15 protein-coding genes are annotated in these 14,953 nt (G+C 68.1%); 6 read left to right on the top strand and 9 right to left on the bottom strand.

Features of this window, described 5'->3' with window-relative positions; genetic code table 11:
* From MLGJGCBP_RS41985 to MLGJGCBP_RS41975, 3 genes are all read left to right on the top strand, one after another.
* Positions 1 to 438 (top strand): YceI family protein (locus tag MLGJGCBP_RS41985; RefSeq protein ID WP_160103469.1); only part of this gene is annotated, 438 nt, incomplete at its 5' end.
* Positions 439 to 545: 107 nt separating this feature from the next.
* On the top strand, positions 546 to 923 hold the full coding sequence (locus tag MLGJGCBP_RS41980) for a DUF3054 domain-containing protein (protein ID WP_160103467.1): 378 nt from the start codon (positions 546 to 548) through the stop codon (positions 921 to 923).
* A gap of 59 nt (positions 924 to 982) precedes the next feature.
* Positions 983 to 2,455, top strand: coding sequence for a peptide MFS transporter (locus MLGJGCBP_RS41975; RefSeq protein ID WP_087556779.1), 1,473 nt, complete (start codon positions 983 to 985; stop codon positions 2,453 to 2,455).
* 41 nt (positions 2,456 to 2,496) lie between these two features.
* Here MLGJGCBP_RS41975 and MLGJGCBP_RS41970 read toward each other — a convergent pair whose 3' ends face one another.
* The 3 genes from MLGJGCBP_RS41970 to MLGJGCBP_RS41960 all read right to left on the bottom strand — a co-directional run bounded on the left by MLGJGCBP_RS41970 (position 2,497) and on the right by MLGJGCBP_RS41960 (position 6,926).
* Positions 2,497 to 3,234: a sulfite exporter TauE/SafE family protein gene (locus tag MLGJGCBP_RS41970; protein ID WP_160103465.1), complete on the bottom strand. Its 738-nt coding sequence runs from the start codon at positions 3,232 to 3,234 to the stop codon at positions 2,497 to 2,499.
* Between the two features lie 107 nt (positions 3,235 to 3,341).
* Positions 3,342 to 5,021 (bottom strand): NTF2-like N-terminal transpeptidase domain-containing protein, encoded by a 1,680-nt coding sequence (locus MLGJGCBP_RS41965; RefSeq protein ID WP_087556781.1) that lies wholly within the window; start codon positions 5,019 to 5,021, stop codon positions 3,342 to 3,344.
* 96 nt (positions 5,022 to 5,117) lie between these two features.
* Positions 5,118 to 6,926: a penicillin-binding transpeptidase domain-containing protein gene (locus tag MLGJGCBP_RS41960; RefSeq protein WP_160103463.1), complete on the bottom strand. Its 1,809-nt coding sequence runs from the start codon at positions 6,924 to 6,926 to the stop codon at positions 5,118 to 5,120.
* Positions 6,927 to 7,020: 94 nt separating this feature from the next.
* Between MLGJGCBP_RS41960 and MLGJGCBP_RS41955 the strand changes: the two genes are divergently transcribed.
* Together MLGJGCBP_RS41955 and MLGJGCBP_RS41950 are read left to right on the top strand one after the other, a co-directional pair.
* Positions 7,021 to 7,587, top strand: coding sequence for a hypothetical protein (locus MLGJGCBP_RS41955; RefSeq protein ID WP_160103461.1), 567 nt, complete (start codon positions 7,021 to 7,023; stop codon positions 7,585 to 7,587).
* 141 nt (positions 7,588 to 7,728) lie between these two features.
* On the top strand, positions 7,729 to 9,327 hold the full coding sequence (locus MLGJGCBP_RS41950) for an ABC-F family ATP-binding cassette domain-containing protein (RefSeq protein WP_160103459.1): 1,599 nt from the start codon (positions 7,729 to 7,731) through the stop codon (positions 9,325 to 9,327).
* 32 nt (positions 9,328 to 9,359) lie between these two features.
* On the opposite strand, the gene MLGJGCBP_RS41945 is transcribed toward MLGJGCBP_RS41950, so the two are convergent.
* Positions 9,360 to 9,830, bottom strand: coding sequence for a nucleoside deaminase (locus tag MLGJGCBP_RS41945; RefSeq protein ID WP_160103457.1), 471 nt, complete (start codon positions 9,828 to 9,830; stop codon positions 9,360 to 9,362).
* 65 nt (positions 9,831 to 9,895) lie between these two features.
* On the opposite strand from MLGJGCBP_RS41945, the gene MLGJGCBP_RS41940 reads away from it, so the two are divergent.
* Positions 9,896 to 10,699: an alpha/beta fold hydrolase gene (locus tag MLGJGCBP_RS41940; protein WP_201453353.1), complete on the top strand. Its 804-nt coding sequence runs from the start codon at positions 9,896 to 9,898 to the stop codon at positions 10,697 to 10,699.
* Positions 10,700 to 10,702: 3 nt separating this feature from the next.
* On the opposite strand, the gene MLGJGCBP_RS41935 is transcribed toward MLGJGCBP_RS41940, so the two are convergent.
* From MLGJGCBP_RS41935 to MLGJGCBP_RS41915, 5 genes are all read right to left on the bottom strand, one after another.
* Positions 10,703 to 11,080: a VOC family protein gene (locus MLGJGCBP_RS41935; protein ID WP_087556787.1), complete on the bottom strand. Its 378-nt coding sequence runs from the start codon at positions 11,078 to 11,080 to the stop codon at positions 10,703 to 10,705.
* Between the two features lie 69 nt (positions 11,081 to 11,149).
* Positions 11,150 to 12,388, bottom strand: a complete 1,239-nt coding sequence (locus MLGJGCBP_RS41930) for an acyl-CoA dehydrogenase family protein (RefSeq protein ID WP_160103453.1) — start codon at positions 12,386 to 12,388, stop codon at positions 11,150 to 11,152.
* A 56-nt stretch (positions 12,389 to 12,444) separates the two neighbouring features.
* Positions 12,445 to 12,855, bottom strand: a complete 411-nt coding sequence (locus MLGJGCBP_RS41925) for a hypothetical protein (RefSeq protein ID WP_160103451.1) — start codon at positions 12,853 to 12,855, stop codon at positions 12,445 to 12,447.
* Entirely contained in the window at positions 12,852 to 13,577 is a 726-nt protein-coding gene (locus MLGJGCBP_RS41920; protein WP_160103449.1) for an ABC transporter substrate-binding protein, read from the bottom strand. Before MLGJGCBP_RS41920 ends, MLGJGCBP_RS41925 begins: the two co-directional genes overlap by 4 nt.
* Positions 13,578 to 13,604: 27 nt before the next feature.
* Positions 13,605 to 14,909 (bottom strand): alpha/beta hydrolase, encoded by a 1,305-nt coding sequence (locus tag MLGJGCBP_RS41915; protein WP_160103447.1) that lies wholly within the window; start codon positions 14,907 to 14,909, stop codon positions 13,605 to 13,607.
* Between the last annotated feature and the right edge of the window lie 44 nt (positions 14,910 to 14,953).

Below are 14,953 nucleotides of genomic sequence, written 5' to 3'. Positions count from 1 at the left end.
ACCTTCAACGACTTCGCCGGCGCGATCACCGTCGCCGAGGACGGCACCACCGCCGTCACCGCCGAAATCCAGGTCGCCTCCATCGACACCAAGAACGCCGACCGCGACGCCCACATCAAGTCCGCCGACTTCTTCGACGCCGAGCAGTACCCCACTGCCACCTTCACCTCCACCGCCGTCCGCACCAAGGGCGACGACTACGTGGTCGAGGGCGACTTCACCCTCCGCGGCGTCACCCGGCAGGTCGAGCTCGCCCTCGAATTCAACGGCGTCAACCCCGGCATGGGCAACGGACCGGTCGCCGGCTTCGAAGCCACCACCGTCCTCAACCGCAAGGACTTCGGCATCACCATCGACATGCCCCTCGAAGGCGGCGGCGCCGTCGTCGGCGACAAGATCACCATCACCCTCGAGATCGAGGCCGCCCTGCAGGCCTGACCCACCGGCACCACCCGCGCCCCGTCGTCCACCCGGACGACGGGGCGCGGTCGTCGTGAAACCGATCGGCCGGAACTCCGCGACGGCACCACCTCTAGGCTGGCCGTGTGAAGAAGTACCTTCCCGCTCTCGCCCTGGATGTCGTCCTCGTCATCGTGTTCTGCGCGATCGGCCGCCGCAGCCACGACGAAGCCAACGCCCTGACCGGCCTGGCGACCACGGCGTGGCCGTTCCTGTCCGGTCTGGCGGTCGGCTGGCTCGCGACCGTCGCGCTCTACCGCGACAAGTTCGACGCGTTCCTCATCGTCCCGACAGGCATCGTGGTGTGGTTGTCGACGCTCGTGGTGGGCATGCTGTTGCGCGTGGTGAGCGGCCAGGGCACGGCGTTCAGTTTCGTCATCGTGGCCGGCACAGTTCTCGCGGTGTTCCTCCTCGGCTGGCGTGCCGTCGCGAAGATCGTGACGAGGGCGCGCGCCACCACCTGATCACAGCGAATCCGCCCCGACGGCACACGAACTTCCGCTCGAGGTGAGACAGTTTTCCCATGAGTGACACCATCGATCCGGCTCGGGACGAGCGGCGGGCCGACCGCGGTTTCTTCGGCCAGCCGTTCGCCCTCGCGAACCTGTTCGGCGTCGAGATGTGGGAGCGATTCTCCTTCTACGGGATGCAGGGCATCCTGATCTATTACCTCTACTATTCGGCCGCCGACGGCGGTCTCGGAATCGCCGAATCGTCCGCGACCAGCATCGTCGGCGCCTACGGCGGAACGGTGTACCTGTCCACCATCCTGGGCGCGTGGGTCGCGGACCGTCTCCTCGGCTCCGAACGCACCCTCTTCTACAGCGCCATCCTCGTCATGCTCGGCCACATCGCCCTGGCGGTGTTCCCGGGCCTGTGGGGTGTGGGCATCGGTCTGGTCTGTGTCGCATTCGGTAGCGGTGGGCTCAAGGCCAACGCCACGTCCCTGGTCGGCGATCTGTACGACGAACAGGACGAGCGCCGCGACGCCGGATTCTCCATCTTCTACATGGGTATCAACCTGGGCGCCCTGGTCGGCCCACTGCTGACGGGCTGGGCGCAGGACGCCATCGGCTTCCATGCCGGCTTCGCATTGGCCGCGATCGGTATGGCGCTCGGACTGATCCAGTACACGCTCGGCCGCAAGCACCTCCGGGGTGTGGGCGCCGAGCCGACGAACCCGCTCCCCCACGACCAGCGCAGCAAGTGGATCGCGATCGGCGCCGGCGCGGTGATCGTGATCGCCGCCCTATCGCTCACCGGGGTCATCACCGCGGCCAACATGTCGGACATCGTCGTCGGTCTCACCATCGTCGCGGCGATCGGCTATTTCGCGATCATGCTGACGAGTCACCGCATCACGGCCGTCGAGCGCAGCCGCGTCTTTGCGTTCATCCCGATGTTCATCGCCAGCGCCGTGTTCTGGTCACTCTTCCAGCAGCAGTTCACCACCGTCGCCGTCTACTCGGACAAGCGACTCGACCGCAACCTGTTCGGCTGGGACTTCCCGCCGTCGTGGGTGCAGTCCATCAACCCGGTCTTCATCATCATCTTCGCGGGTGTCTTCGCGGCCGCGTGGACGAAACTCGGCCCCCGTCAGCCGTCGTCGCCGATCAAGTTCGCGGCCGGGACGATCATCATGGGCCTCGCGTTCCTCGCGTTCATCCCGATGTCGGGTGGCGGCGCGAACAGCGCACCGCTCCTGGGTCTTGCAGGCATCCTCCTGCTGTTCACGTTCGCGGAACTGCTGCTGTCGCCGGTGGGCCTGTCGCTGTCGACCAAGCTGGCACCCGAGGCGTTCCACACCCAGATGGTGGCGTTGTTCTTCCTGTCCGTCGCCCTGGGCACCGCGATGGCGGGAACGCTGGCGAAGTACTACGACGAGAACAACGAGGTCCCGTACTTCACCGCGGTCGGGCTCGGCTCGATCGCCGTGGGTGTGCTCCTCGCCATCGGGGCACCGTGGATCAAGCGTCTGATGAAGGGCGTGCACTGAAACCGTCTGCGCTGAGAAACCGTCTGAGCTGAGAAACGGTCTCAGCGCATCCACAACCACACGGCCAAGCCGAATCCCGCCATCGAGATGACGACGCGGAGGATGGACGGCGGTATCCGCCTGACCACGGGCGGGCCGCACCATCCACCGGCCAGGGCGCCGATCGCCATCGCGGCGGCGGCGCCCCAGTGGACCGGGCCGAAGGCCGCGAACCCGATCGCGGCGACCAGGTTCGCGACGCCGAGGAGAAAGCTCTTCAGGATGGTCGCGCGCCAGATCTTCTCCGACGTGAGGATCAGGGCGATGGCCAGGAAGATGACGCCGGCGCCCGCACCGAAGTACCCGCCGTAGATGGCGACGACGAACAGCGACACCGAGTAGGTGCGGGGCATGTCCCGCCCACCGGCCAGCGCACGCAATCGGGGTTGCAGCAGCAGCGCCAGCGCGGCGAACGCGACCATGAACGGGACGATCGCCTCGAACGACCCCGCGGGCGCCAGCAGCAGGATTCCCGCACCGACCAGGCCGCCCGCCGCCGAGTACAGCGCCCACCGCCACAGCTTGGGACCGGTGTCGGCGACCTCCCGCGTCGAGTTGGACAGCGCGCCCACGCCGACCGCCACCATCGCGACCGTGTTGGTCACATTGGCGGTCACCGGCGGCAGACCGACGGCGAGGAGTGCGGGATACGACACGATGGACGCCAGGCCGGTGACGAATCCGACCAGTCCCGCGAAGAACCCCGCTACGACGAGAAGACCGATATCAAGCAGGGACACAAGGTAGAAACTTACCCTTGCTCACTTACTCCCTCAGCGCGGACGGCCCGCCCCTCAGCGCCGACGGTCCCACCCCTTAGTTCGCCGGCTTCGCCATCACCGCGCCGTCAGTTCGCCGGCTTCGCCATCTCACGGAACAGCATGTCGGTCATCTTCACCGCGCGGTCGCCGCCGTCGGCGTCGGCGACGAAGACCGCGAAGGCCAGGTCGCCGCGTGAGCCGTAGAACCAGCGGTCGTCGCCGCTGGCACCGTTCATGCCCATGAGGTCCGGGTAGCCGTTGAGGAACGACGCCCCGCCCCGCACGACGTTGTCGCGCATCATGGCGCGCAACTGGTCGTTGACGTTCGCCGGAAGCGGCTGAGCGGCCACGTCGGTGGTGCCCGGCTGCCCCTGGACGATCATCGGTGCCGGCGCGCTGCCCCGTGCGATCGACGCGGCCAGCATGGCCATCCCGAACGGCGTGACGGCGGGCAGGTCGCTGTCCTTGCGGTTCATCACCTGGTTCATGCCCGACTGGTCGGCGGTGAAGACGGCGGTCTGATGGTCGAGGCCCGGGATCTTGTAGTTCATGCCGAGCCCGAGCTGATTGCCCGCCTTCTCGATGTCCTCGATCGACAGCGAGGACGGGTCGACGCCCTTCTGCAGTCCGGCGGCCTTCTTCACCAGGTCGAGGTTCGATCCGGCGTTGTAGAGACCCTGGAACGCGATCGGCCCCTGCTCCATCGCCTGGTTGTTCTGCGCGGCGGCCAGAACGGCGCCGGAGGACGGCTGGATCGCGACGATCGCCGCGGGGGTGCCGACGCTGACGACGGCTTCCTCTGCTGCCAACTGGAGGTGGGAGTCCACCGTCGCGACGATGTCCGGTCCGGGCGGGCCCTGGAAACCGGCCTGCGGAATGAGCGTGCCGTCGGGGTCGACGAGGTGGACGGCCCAGCCGGCCGTCGCGTCCCGGTTGGCCTGCCACACCTTGCGCAGCGGATCCAGCAGCGGTGTCGTGATGCGCCGATCCGACGTGATGAGCTTCGGCGTCTTGATGGTGATGACGCCGGGGATCGCGAGGTCCTCCTCGAGGAATTGCCAGTCCTGGTCGCGCAACAGCACGGCGGTGACCTGCTGGCCGGGTTTCTCGGCCATCTCCGCCATCATCGAGTCGGCCGTCACGAGGGGAGCCACCGGCTCGAGGACCTCCGCCAGACGCCGGGTGGTCGCGACGGGATCGGGCATCGTCGCGGGATCGAGGGTGACCGAGTTGATGGTCTGCTCGTTCATGAGCAACCCGCCGACAGCGTCGAACACCCGCGGCGGTGCGGCGTCCGTCCGGTCGTAGCGGACGACGCGCCCGTTGCCCAGGTCGGGCGCGAGGATCGACGGATCCCAGGAGATGCGCCAGCCGACGGACAGGTTCCGCACGCCGCCCTGAACCTGGTAGGTCCAATCCTTGCCCTCACCGAAATGCCAAGCGGCACCGACGGTGAAGAAGCCGGAGTCCGAGCCGAGATCCATGAACTGGGTCACGTCGAACTTGGCGTCCTCGGGATGGAGTCCGTCGAACATCTGCTGTATCGCCGTCTCCGCGGCGTTGGGATAGGAGGTTTGCGCTGCAGCTGTAGCGGCATCGCCCTCATTCAGTGCGTTGACGAAATCGTCGACGACCGACTGCGCGGTCGCCTCCTCTTTCGACAGCACGCACGACGCCAGAATTACCGCCAGAACGACAGCCGACGTCAGGGCGATCACGTATCTGTTGCGGCGGCCAAGCGATCGTCCATTCCCCATGTCCACCATCTTGCTTTCAGTCACATGCGTAACAAGCACCATTTGCCTACGAAGGAGTTACGGTTGAGCCACAACTTATCCCCGAACAGCAACGCGTGAACGGGTTTATCGAAGAAAACGCCCCGCAGCCTGCACAGCAGGGGCCGAACTGTCACCTGTTGCAATAAAGACGGCAAATGCTAGGTCGTCCTTGATTCCGACGAACCAGCCGTGAGCGGGACCACTTCCGGACTCGGCCGTGCCGGTTTTTCCGAGCAGCCCCGGAATGTCCTGCAGCGCAGTAGCGGTACCTCCCGTCACAGTTTCACGCATCATCGTCCGGAGGTCGGCGGTGACGTTCGCAGGCACGGCGGGCGCCGTCTTGTCGGCGGTGCCGGGCTGTCCCTGCACGATCATCGGCGACGGCGTGGAACCGTCCGCGATCGATGCGGCCACCATAGCCATCCCGAACGGCGACGCGGTCACCTGCCCCTGCCCGATGCCGGACTCGACCCGGGCGGCGGGACTGTCGGCGATCGGCACGTTGCCGGTGACGGTGGTCAGTCCGGGCGTGACGTAGTCGACGCCGAGCCCGAACTGCAGCGCGGCCTTCTGCAGGGCGTCGGGTGGCAGCCCGACCGCGAGCCGTCCCATGGTGGTGTTGCACGACCGCGCGAACGCGGTGTGCAGCGGGACCGCGCCGAGGTCGAATTCGTCGTCGTTGGGGATCTGCCTGCCCTCGATGTTCTCGGTGCCGGGGCAGGGCAGGACGGTGTCGGGGGTGGCGGCACCGGCCTGCAGGGCGGCGGACGTCGTCACCGTCTTGAACGTCGATCCCGGCGGGTAGAGGCCGGTGAGCGCGATCGGGCCGAGCGCGTCGGCCGGGGCGTTCTGCGCGACCGCGAGCACCTCACCCGTGGAGGGGCGCAGGGCGACGATCGCGGCCTGCTGCGGCACGTCGGCGAGAGCCCGCTCGGCGGCCATCTGCATCGGGAGGTCGAGGGTCGTCGCGATGTCGGGGGCGTCGGGGCCCTGCTCTCCGGCGACGCTCTTCGCCGATCCGTCCTGACCGACCAGTTGCACCGCCCAGCCCGCGGACGCGTCCTGCCCCTGCTGCCACAGGTCGCCCAGCCCCGCGAGGGTGGGCGAGGCCAACGTCTTGTCGGTGCTGAGCAGCCTGGTCTGCGGGGCGAGCGTGACTCCGGCGAGTTGCCGCAGCTGTGGTTCGATCGGCGCGAGGTCCTCGGCCCGCAGCGAGATGGCGGTGACCGGCTTGCCCTGGGCGCCGGCCAGGTCCTGCTGGAGCGAGGCCGCGGTGATGGTCGGCGCGATGGGCGACAGCAACGACGCGACCGCGGCGGTGTCGGCACCCTGGTCGAGGTTGACCAGCGTGACGACCTGTTGCTCGAGGATCGGGGCGCCACCCGCGGCGAGGACCTTCGGCGGTGTCCCCGTCGTGGTGGTGTACCGGACGGTGGTGTCGTCGGTGAGTCCGGGTGCGAGCACGGCCGGGTCCCAGACGATCTTCCAGTCGTCGCCGTCCTTGGTGGCGTTGCCGGTGGTGCTGTACTTCCATTCCTGTCCCGGGGCGAACGGCCAGGACACGTCCATCGTGAAGGTTCCGCCGTCGTCGCCCGACTCCTGCACGTCGGTGCGGGTGTACGTGCCGTCCTGGTTTCCGAGCCCGTCGTACATGGCCGTGATCGCGGCGGTGGCGGCGGCCGGGTCGGTGGTGAGTGCGGCGGCGGCCTGCACGTCGTCGCTGTTCAGGGCGTCGGCGAACTGCTGCGACACGGTGTCGGGCTGGTCGGGCCCGAACAGTCCGCAGGCGGAGAGCACCGTCGCGAGGACGGCGATTCCGGCGGTCGCCTTCCGGGTGGGGGTGGGACGGATGGGGCTGTGACGAACGGTTGAGGTGCGCACGGACTCGATCATGCCTGACGTGGTGGCGCGCTTCGAATAATCGGTGTAATCATGTAATCAGTGCTGCATCACAGTGATCGTGGCACCCGGCTCCCAGGAGGACGCCATGAAGAACGCACAAGGTCCGGGCCCCCGCCGCTTCGGCCGCCCCGGTGGTTGGCAGCAGGCGGATGTCCCCGACGCGAGCGACGCGGCCGAGTGGTTCGCCGGCCGACTCCCCGACGACTGGTTCACCGGCCCCGCGACCGTCGAGGTCGACCGGGAGGAGATCGTGGTGGTCGGCGAGTTGCCGCCCGTCGAGTCCGCCGACTCCGGGTCCGAGGCCGCGATCGAGGGGCGCATCTCGCGCTTCCGCGAGACGACCCGAGGCGATCGGATGCGCATCGCGGACGAGGCCGAGCGGCGCTATGGACGCAAGGTCGCGTGGGGTGTCAGCCTCGACGACAACAAGACACTGTTCACCCACCTCGCCGTCCCCGTGATGACCCGGCTCCGCCAACCCGAACGCAAGGTGCTCGACACGCTCGTCGACGCCGGCGTGGCGCGGTCGCGGTCGGACGCGCTGATGTGGACGGTGCGCCTGGCAGGCCAGCACAGCGAACAGTGGCTGGCCGAACTGCGCGAGGCCATGGCGAAGGTGGACGAACTCAGGGCCGACGGCCCCCAGATTTAATTCGATTGCGCGGGCATCGGCGGCGTCCTATCGTGAACGTCACCGATGCGCACCGGGCGCGTCAGACAGAGGGGAACGGTCCATTGCTCCTGACGAGGTAGTCACGCGAGTCTTCATCCGCACACACCTCGGGAGTACCCCATGGCACAGTCATATCTGTCCCTGTCCGACCTCACGTTCACCTGGCCCGACGGCGAGCCTGTGTTCGACGGCCTCGACGCCGTCTTCGGCCCCGGACGCACCGGCCTGGTAGGTCTCAACGGTTCCGGTAAATCCACGCTGCTCCGGCTGATCGCCGGGCGCCTGCGTCCCGACCGCGGGTCGGTGACGGCGCAGGGCGAGGTGGCGTACCTGCCGCAGGACATCACGCTCGACCCCACGCTGACGATCGACCGGATCCTCGGCATCGACGATCTTCGGGCGGCGTTGCACCGCATCGAGTCCGGCGACGGCACCCCCGAGGATTTCGATGCCGCGACCGGCCGCTGGGACATCGAGGAGCGGGCCGTGTCGACGCTGCACCGGCTCGGTCTCGAGCGGGTACTCGGCAGCACGGCCGACCTCGACCGCACCGTCGGCACCCTGTCCGGTGGTGAGACCGTGCTGCTCGGTCTCACCGCGCAACTGCTGAGGGAACCGGAGGTGCTGCTCCTCGACGAGCCCACCAACAACCTCGACGGCGCGTCCCGCAGCAAGCTCTACGAAGTCGTGCAACAGTTTCCGGGCACGCTGCTGGTGGTCAGCCACGACCGCGCCCTGCTCGACCTCATGACGTCGATCGCGGAACTGCGCGCCGGCGAGATCCGCATGTTCGGTGGCAACTTCGGCGCGTACCAGGAGATCGTCGAGGCGGAGCAGGAGGCCGCGCGGGCCGCGGTGCGCGACGCCCGCAGCGACGTGCAGAAGCAGAAGCGGGAACTCGTCGAGGCCCGCATCAAGATCGACCGCCGTAAGCGGTACGGGCAGAAGATGTTCGAGAACAAGCGCGAACCGAAGATCGTGATGGGCCTGCGGAAGCGGCAGGCTCAGGAGTCGGCGGGGAAGCTGCGGAACAATCACATCGCGAAGGTCGACGAGGCGCGGGATTCGTTGACGGAAGCGGAGAGTGCCCTGCGGGACGACCGCGAGGTGCGCATCGACCTGCCCGCCACGGAGGTGTACTCGGGTCAGGAGGTGGTCTCCGTCCGGGACCTGAGCCTGCGCAGCGGACAGCAGGTGTCGCGGGACGTGACCGGTCCCGAGCGGATCGCCCTCGTCGGACGCAACGGCGTCGGGAAGACGACCCTGCTCGACGCCGTCGTGGCTGCAGGACCGCGGGTGCCGTTCAAGGCCCTGCCGCAGCGACTCGACGTGTTCGACGAGTCGCTGACGGTCGCCGAGAACGTGGCCGCGGCGGCGCCGCACGCGTCGCAGGAACAGATCCGCGCCCAGCTGGCCCGGTTCCTGTTCCGGGGCAACGATTCCGATGTTCTCGCGTCGGCGCTGTCGGGCGGGGAACGGTTGCGGGCGGCCCTCGCGACCATCCTGCTGGCCGAGCCCGCCCCGCGACTGCTGCTGTTGGACGAGCCGACGAACAACCTCGACCTGCCGAGCCTCGCGCACCTCACGCAGGCGCTCCGCAGTTACCGCGGCGCGCTGATCGTGGTCAGCCACGACCGGCAGTTCCTCCACGACATCGGCGTCACCCGGTGGCTGGAACTGACCGGGGAGGCGCTTCGCGCTTGTGCGCCTTTCCGGTAGTCCCAGCTACCAAAAAGGCGCACGGGCGAGAGCTATTCGGCGACGCCGATGTCCTCGTGCCATAGTGCGGGTCTGCTCGCGATGAATTCGGCCATGAGGTCGATGCAGTGCTGGTCGCGCAGGACGGTGACGTCGACGCCGTTCTCGCGGAGCCATTCGTGTCCGCCGGTGAAGGTGACGCTCTCCCCCACGACGATCGCGCCGATGTTGAACTGCCGGACCAGTCCGCTGCAGTACCAGCACGGTGACAGGGTGGTCACCATGATCGTCGAGCGGTAGTCGCGCTGGCGTCCGGCGGCGCGGAACGCGTCCGTCTCACCGTGGACGGACGGGTCGCCGTGCTGGACCCGCCGGTTGCGGCCGCGGCCGAGCAGGGTTCCGTCGCCGGCGAACAGTGCGGCCCCGATCGGAATCCCGCCCTCGCGTTTGCCGAGTTCCGCCTCGGCGATCGCGACGGCCAGCAGTTCGTCGGGGTCGAGCGAGGGGTTCGGGGGAATCGGCATGCCACCAGTATCGCCCCCGACCTGTGCGCCCGAGTGCAGTCCGGGAGTCGGCCGCGACGCGCGTGATGCAGACTGGGCGGGTGCAGCACGCTACCAATCCCGTCGACGGCGTCCGGATCGCGTATCGGACGGTCGGCGACGGGGAACCGCTCGTCCTCGTCCACGGCACGGCCCTCTCCCACGCGATCTGGCGCGGGTTCGGTTACGTCGCCGCGCTGCGTGATCGGTACCGGCTGATCCTGGTCGATCTGCGGGGCCACGGGCGCAGCGACAAGCCGCACGACGAGGACGCGTACGCGATGGATCTGCTCAGCGGCGACGTCCTGGCGGTCCTCGACCACCTGGAGCTTCCCAGCGCGCACGTGCTGGGGTATTCGCTCGGCGGCCGGGTCGCGCTGGCGCTGGCGGTCGGCGCGCCCGACCGCCTGGAGAGCCTGATCGTCGGCGGTGGCAGCAGCCTCCCGCAGGCCGGCGCGTTCGACCGGCTGTTCTTCCCGGGCTGCATCGACGTCCTCGAACGGGACGGCATGGACGCATTCCTCGGGCAGTGGAATGCCCGGCGTGCGTGGCCGATCGACGCCGGAACGCGGGTGGCGTTCATGGCGAACGACGCGAAGGCCCTCGCCGCGTACATGCGACGGTCGGGTGTGGAGCCGGGAGTCGACGACGACGTCCTGCGCCGGATCGCCGTCCCCACCCTGCTGTTCGTCGGCTCGGAGGACACCGAGCGGATCGGCGACACCCGGCGGGTGGCGGCGCTGATTCCCGGTGCGTCGCTGGCGATCCTGCCCGGTTTCGACCATTCGACGGCCGTGGCCGCGAGCACCGACGTGCTCGCGGCCGTCGAGCCGTTTCTAGCCGCGGTGTGACCGCTACACCCATTCGACCAGTTGGATGATCACCCCGTTCGGGTCGCTCATCTGGAAGTAGCGTTCGCCCCACGGCTCGGTTTCGATGGGCGTCACGATCGGGACGCCTTCCGCCTGCAGTCGCTCGTATTCGCGGTCGATGCCGTCGACGACGAGTGCGATCAACAGCCCTTGGCCGGCGTCACCGGCGATCCGCGCGGGTTTGAACGTCTCCAGTCCGGTCTTCAGGAAGACCAGATTGAAGCCGACGTCCGCGCGTTTCAGTGACACGAAGCCCTCCGCGGCCATCTCCTCGACGAAGCCCAGGTGGGATTTGGCGAACTCGGCCGACGCGACGGGGTCGGCGACGTTCAGCGACAGTGCGCTCGCGGTGACCTTCACGGTGGTGTCCTTTCGTTGACGACACCCCACTAACGTACGCCGTACGACATTTGTTCCCGGGGCCGGACCTCACATCGCCAGCAGGCCCTTCGCGATGTGCGTCACCTGGATCTCGTTGCTGCCCGCGTAGATCATCAGCGACTTCGCGTCGCGCGCGAGTTGCTCGACCCGGTACTCGGCCATGTAGCCGTTGCCGCCGAACAGCTGCACCGCCTCCATCGCCACCTCGGTGGCGGCCCGCGAGGAGTAGAGCTTCATCGCCGACGCCTCCGCGAGGCTCACCCGATCCCCCGCCGCGGTGCGCTCGATGGCGTTGAAGACCATGTTCTGCACGTTGATGCGCGCGATCTCCATCTCGGCGAGCTTGAGCTGGATGAGCTGGAACTGGGCGATCTCCTTGCCCCACAGCTTGCGGGACTTGGCGTAGTCGATGCAGAGCCGGTGACATTCGTTGATGATGCCGAGCGACAGCGACGCGATACCGATCCGTTCGGCCGCGAAGTTCTCCTTCGCGCTGGACTTGCCGTCCGACTTGCCGCCGTCCTCCGTCTCGCCGAGCAGACGGTCACGGGTGACGCGCACGTTGTCGAAGAACAGTTCCCCGGTGGGCGAGGAGTTCATGCCCATCTTCTTGAACGGCGCCCCCTGCGTGAGCCCCTCCATGCCCGCGTCCAGGACGAAGGCGAGCACCTTCCGGTCGCGGCGGTCGACGGACGAGTCCCCCTCGTCGAGTTTCGCGTAGACGACGATGACATCGGCGTAGGGACCGTTGGTGATGAACGTCTTCTGCCCGTTGAGGATGTAGTCGTCGCCGTCGCGGCGCACGTAGGACTTCATGCCGCCGAACGCGTCCGAGCCGGAGTCGGGCTCGGTGATGGCCCACGCCCCGACCTTCTCGAACGTGACCAGACCGGGCAGCCAGCGTTCCTTCTGCGCCAGCGTCCCGCGACTGCGGATGGTGCCCACCGTGAGCCCGAGACTCACCCCGAGCGAGGCGACGAGTCCGAGGCTGACGCCTGCCAGTTCGGCGTTCATGATGACACCCATACTGCCCGCGCCTCCGAGGCCGCCGGATTTCTCCTCCTTCGCGCCGGACGCGGCGTCGCCACTGCGTTCGCGGTCCAGGGACTTCGTCAGCGCCTCCCGGGCCATCTCGTCCAGGCCGAAGGTGGCGAAGAGCTTGCGGATGATGTCGAACGGAGGCAGCTCACCGGTCTCCAACTTGTCGACGTGCGGTCGAATCTCCTTGTCGATGAAACCGCGGATCGCGTCGCGGAACATCAGGTCGGTATCTGACCACTCATACATGCCGGGCACTCCAGTCGCCGAGAGACAAAGGGTTGCCGCAAATATAGAACACGTTCCTATTCTTGGACAGGTGTGCCGGACGGTGCACTCGTCCGGAACGGCACCGGAGCACCCTCGGCGAGCACCACATATGCGCGACGCCACGGGTCCGACCCGACGAGAGTCCACTCGTGACCGCTGCCGGACGTGTCCTCGGCGAGCAGGACGTCGCCCTCGCGAAGGCGGAACTCGTCACCGCCCCGGGTCCGGAAGTCGAGGGTGCCGCCGAGCGTGAGTACGAGTTGCCGCACCGGCGCGGTGTGCCAGTCGAAGGATCCGCCCGACGTGGTCTCCTCGAAACTGAGGTGGGTCACGTCGATCCCTGCCGTGCAGAGGTCGTCCTTCCGCCCCGGGTCCATGGCGAGGAACCCCTCCTCGAAGTGGGACGCGTCGTCCGCGCCGGTCCACAGTCGCACACAGCGAATCATGCCGAGCCACCTTTCGTTTCACCGATCCCGAGCCACGTCGACCGCAACCGGTCGAGGGTGCCGTCCGCGGCCAGGGCGCGCTGCGCCGACTCGATGCGGTCGCGCAGCGCGTGATCACCCGTGCGGACAGCGACGGCGATCTCCTCCCGGGAAATCCCCCGTTCGACCACCTCGACGTGCGGACGGTCCCGAACCAGCCAGGTGAGGACCGGCGCGAGTTTCATGACGGCATCGCACCCGCCCGAGGACAGGTCGTCGAGGGCCTGCCCGATCCGGTCGTACGCATACACCCGGATCGCGCCCGCGCGGCCCTCCGCGACGAGGCGTTCGACGATCGGCTGACTGGTGTTGCCGTGCTGGACACCGACGGTCAGGCCGCGCAGGTCGTCGACCCCGTGCACGCCCGGATGCCGGGACGTGTCGACGGCCAGGGACTGACCCGACACGAGGTACGGGGCGCAGAAATCGGCGCGCTCCCGCCGCTCCGGCGTCACGGTGGTTCCCGAGGCGATGCAGTCGAATTCGCCGTTCGCCAGTGCGCCGAAGATGCCGTTGAAGTCGGTGCCCCGGTACGGGACGAGCGCCCACTCGAGGCCGAGTTCCCGCGCGAGCGCCCGGGTGAACTCGACGTCGAACCCCGCACGCGCCGCACCGTCGCGGAACTCGAACGGCGGGTCGGGCAGGGCCGAACCCACCCGCAGTACCTTCGCTGCCGCCGTCATGTCGCCCCTCTCCGCCGTGGCGGGTTCCTACGAACCGATCAGCCCCAACCGCTGTGCCAGCCAGGGCAATTCCTTCTCCAGCCCGGCGGACCACACCGCGAAGCTGTGCCCGCCCGGCACTTCCACGTACTGCACGTCCATGCCGGCGTTCTTCGCGGCCTGATAGACCTTCTGCGCTCCCGGCTTGTAGGCGTCGTCGTCGCTCCCGATGACGAAGACCCCGGCCGTGTCCGGGTATTTGTTCGACGCCATCAGGTCGAGCGGATTGACCTTCTTGAACGCCGCCTCGTCACCGCCGAAGCCGTCGTCGAGGGTGCGCTGGTGGTCGCCGAGGGTGGGCGCTTCCTGACCCGAGATGTCGAGGAACGTCGGATACACGTCGGGATAGTTGGTGGCCATCTGCAGCGAGCAGGTGCCGCCGTAGGACAGGCCGCCGACGGCCCACGCCTTCGGGTCCGGGTTCACCTGCAGATTCGACTTCACCCAGGCCGGAACGTCCTTCGCCAGATACGTGGCCACGTTACCCAGCTTCGAATCGGTGCACAGGGGGTTCGCGATCTGCGAACCGGTGCCGTCCGCCACCACCACGATCGGGGCCAGCCCGTCGTGTTTCGCGGCGAACTCGTTCATCGTCGTGGCGAGCTTGCCGCCGGCGAACCAGTCCTCCGGCGAGCCGGGCTGACCGGCCAGCATCACGAGCACGGGCAGCAGCGGGCGCGGGTTGGCGAAGTAGGCGGGCGGGAGGTAGATTTCGGCGTCGCGGGCGGCGAACCCCGACTCCGTCCCGGGAACGGGCGCCGTCAGGACCCGTCCCTCGGACGGCATCCCGGGCGGGGCCGTCCACGACGCGTCGAGCGGCGTTCCCGTCACCACGTTCTCGGTGGCGCTGCCGAGGTCGTTCATCTGGACCCGGTCGAACGGTTCCGCCCCGAATGCCGTGCCCACCGTGGGGTAGGCGTCGAACACCAGATTGATCTGGGTCGCCGACGCGAGGAGGACGGCGACGACCGCGAGCACCGACACGATTGCGGCCTTCACCGTCCGGCCGGCGCGGATCCGCGGCACGAGCAGGACGATTGCAAAGAGCCCCAGACCGATCCACACGTAGATGGAGATCTCGATGGGGTCGGGGAACGGCCGGAGAACCTTCTCGACCATCACGTACAGGACGACGGTGACGACCACCGACACGGCCAGGAAGATCGGAATCGCCTTCCTGCGGTACCACGGTGCGCGGGCGGCGAGCAGCCACACGCCACCGAGCGCGCCGATCACCGTGAGGATCCAGGGCAGAGGCCCGGTGATCACGCTGAGGTCGCTGAGCCAGTCCACCTCACGAAGCCTAGAGCGCGAACCCGCACCGCGTCGGCGAGTCG

Origin of the sequence: Rhodococcus sp. T7, from assembly GCF_009872365.1 — a bacterium.
In the GTDB taxonomy this organism is placed as follows: Bacteria; Actinomycetota; Actinomycetes; order Mycobacteriales; family Mycobacteriaceae; genus Rhodococcus_F.
This window is presented reverse-complemented; position numbering and strand designations above follow the sequence as displayed.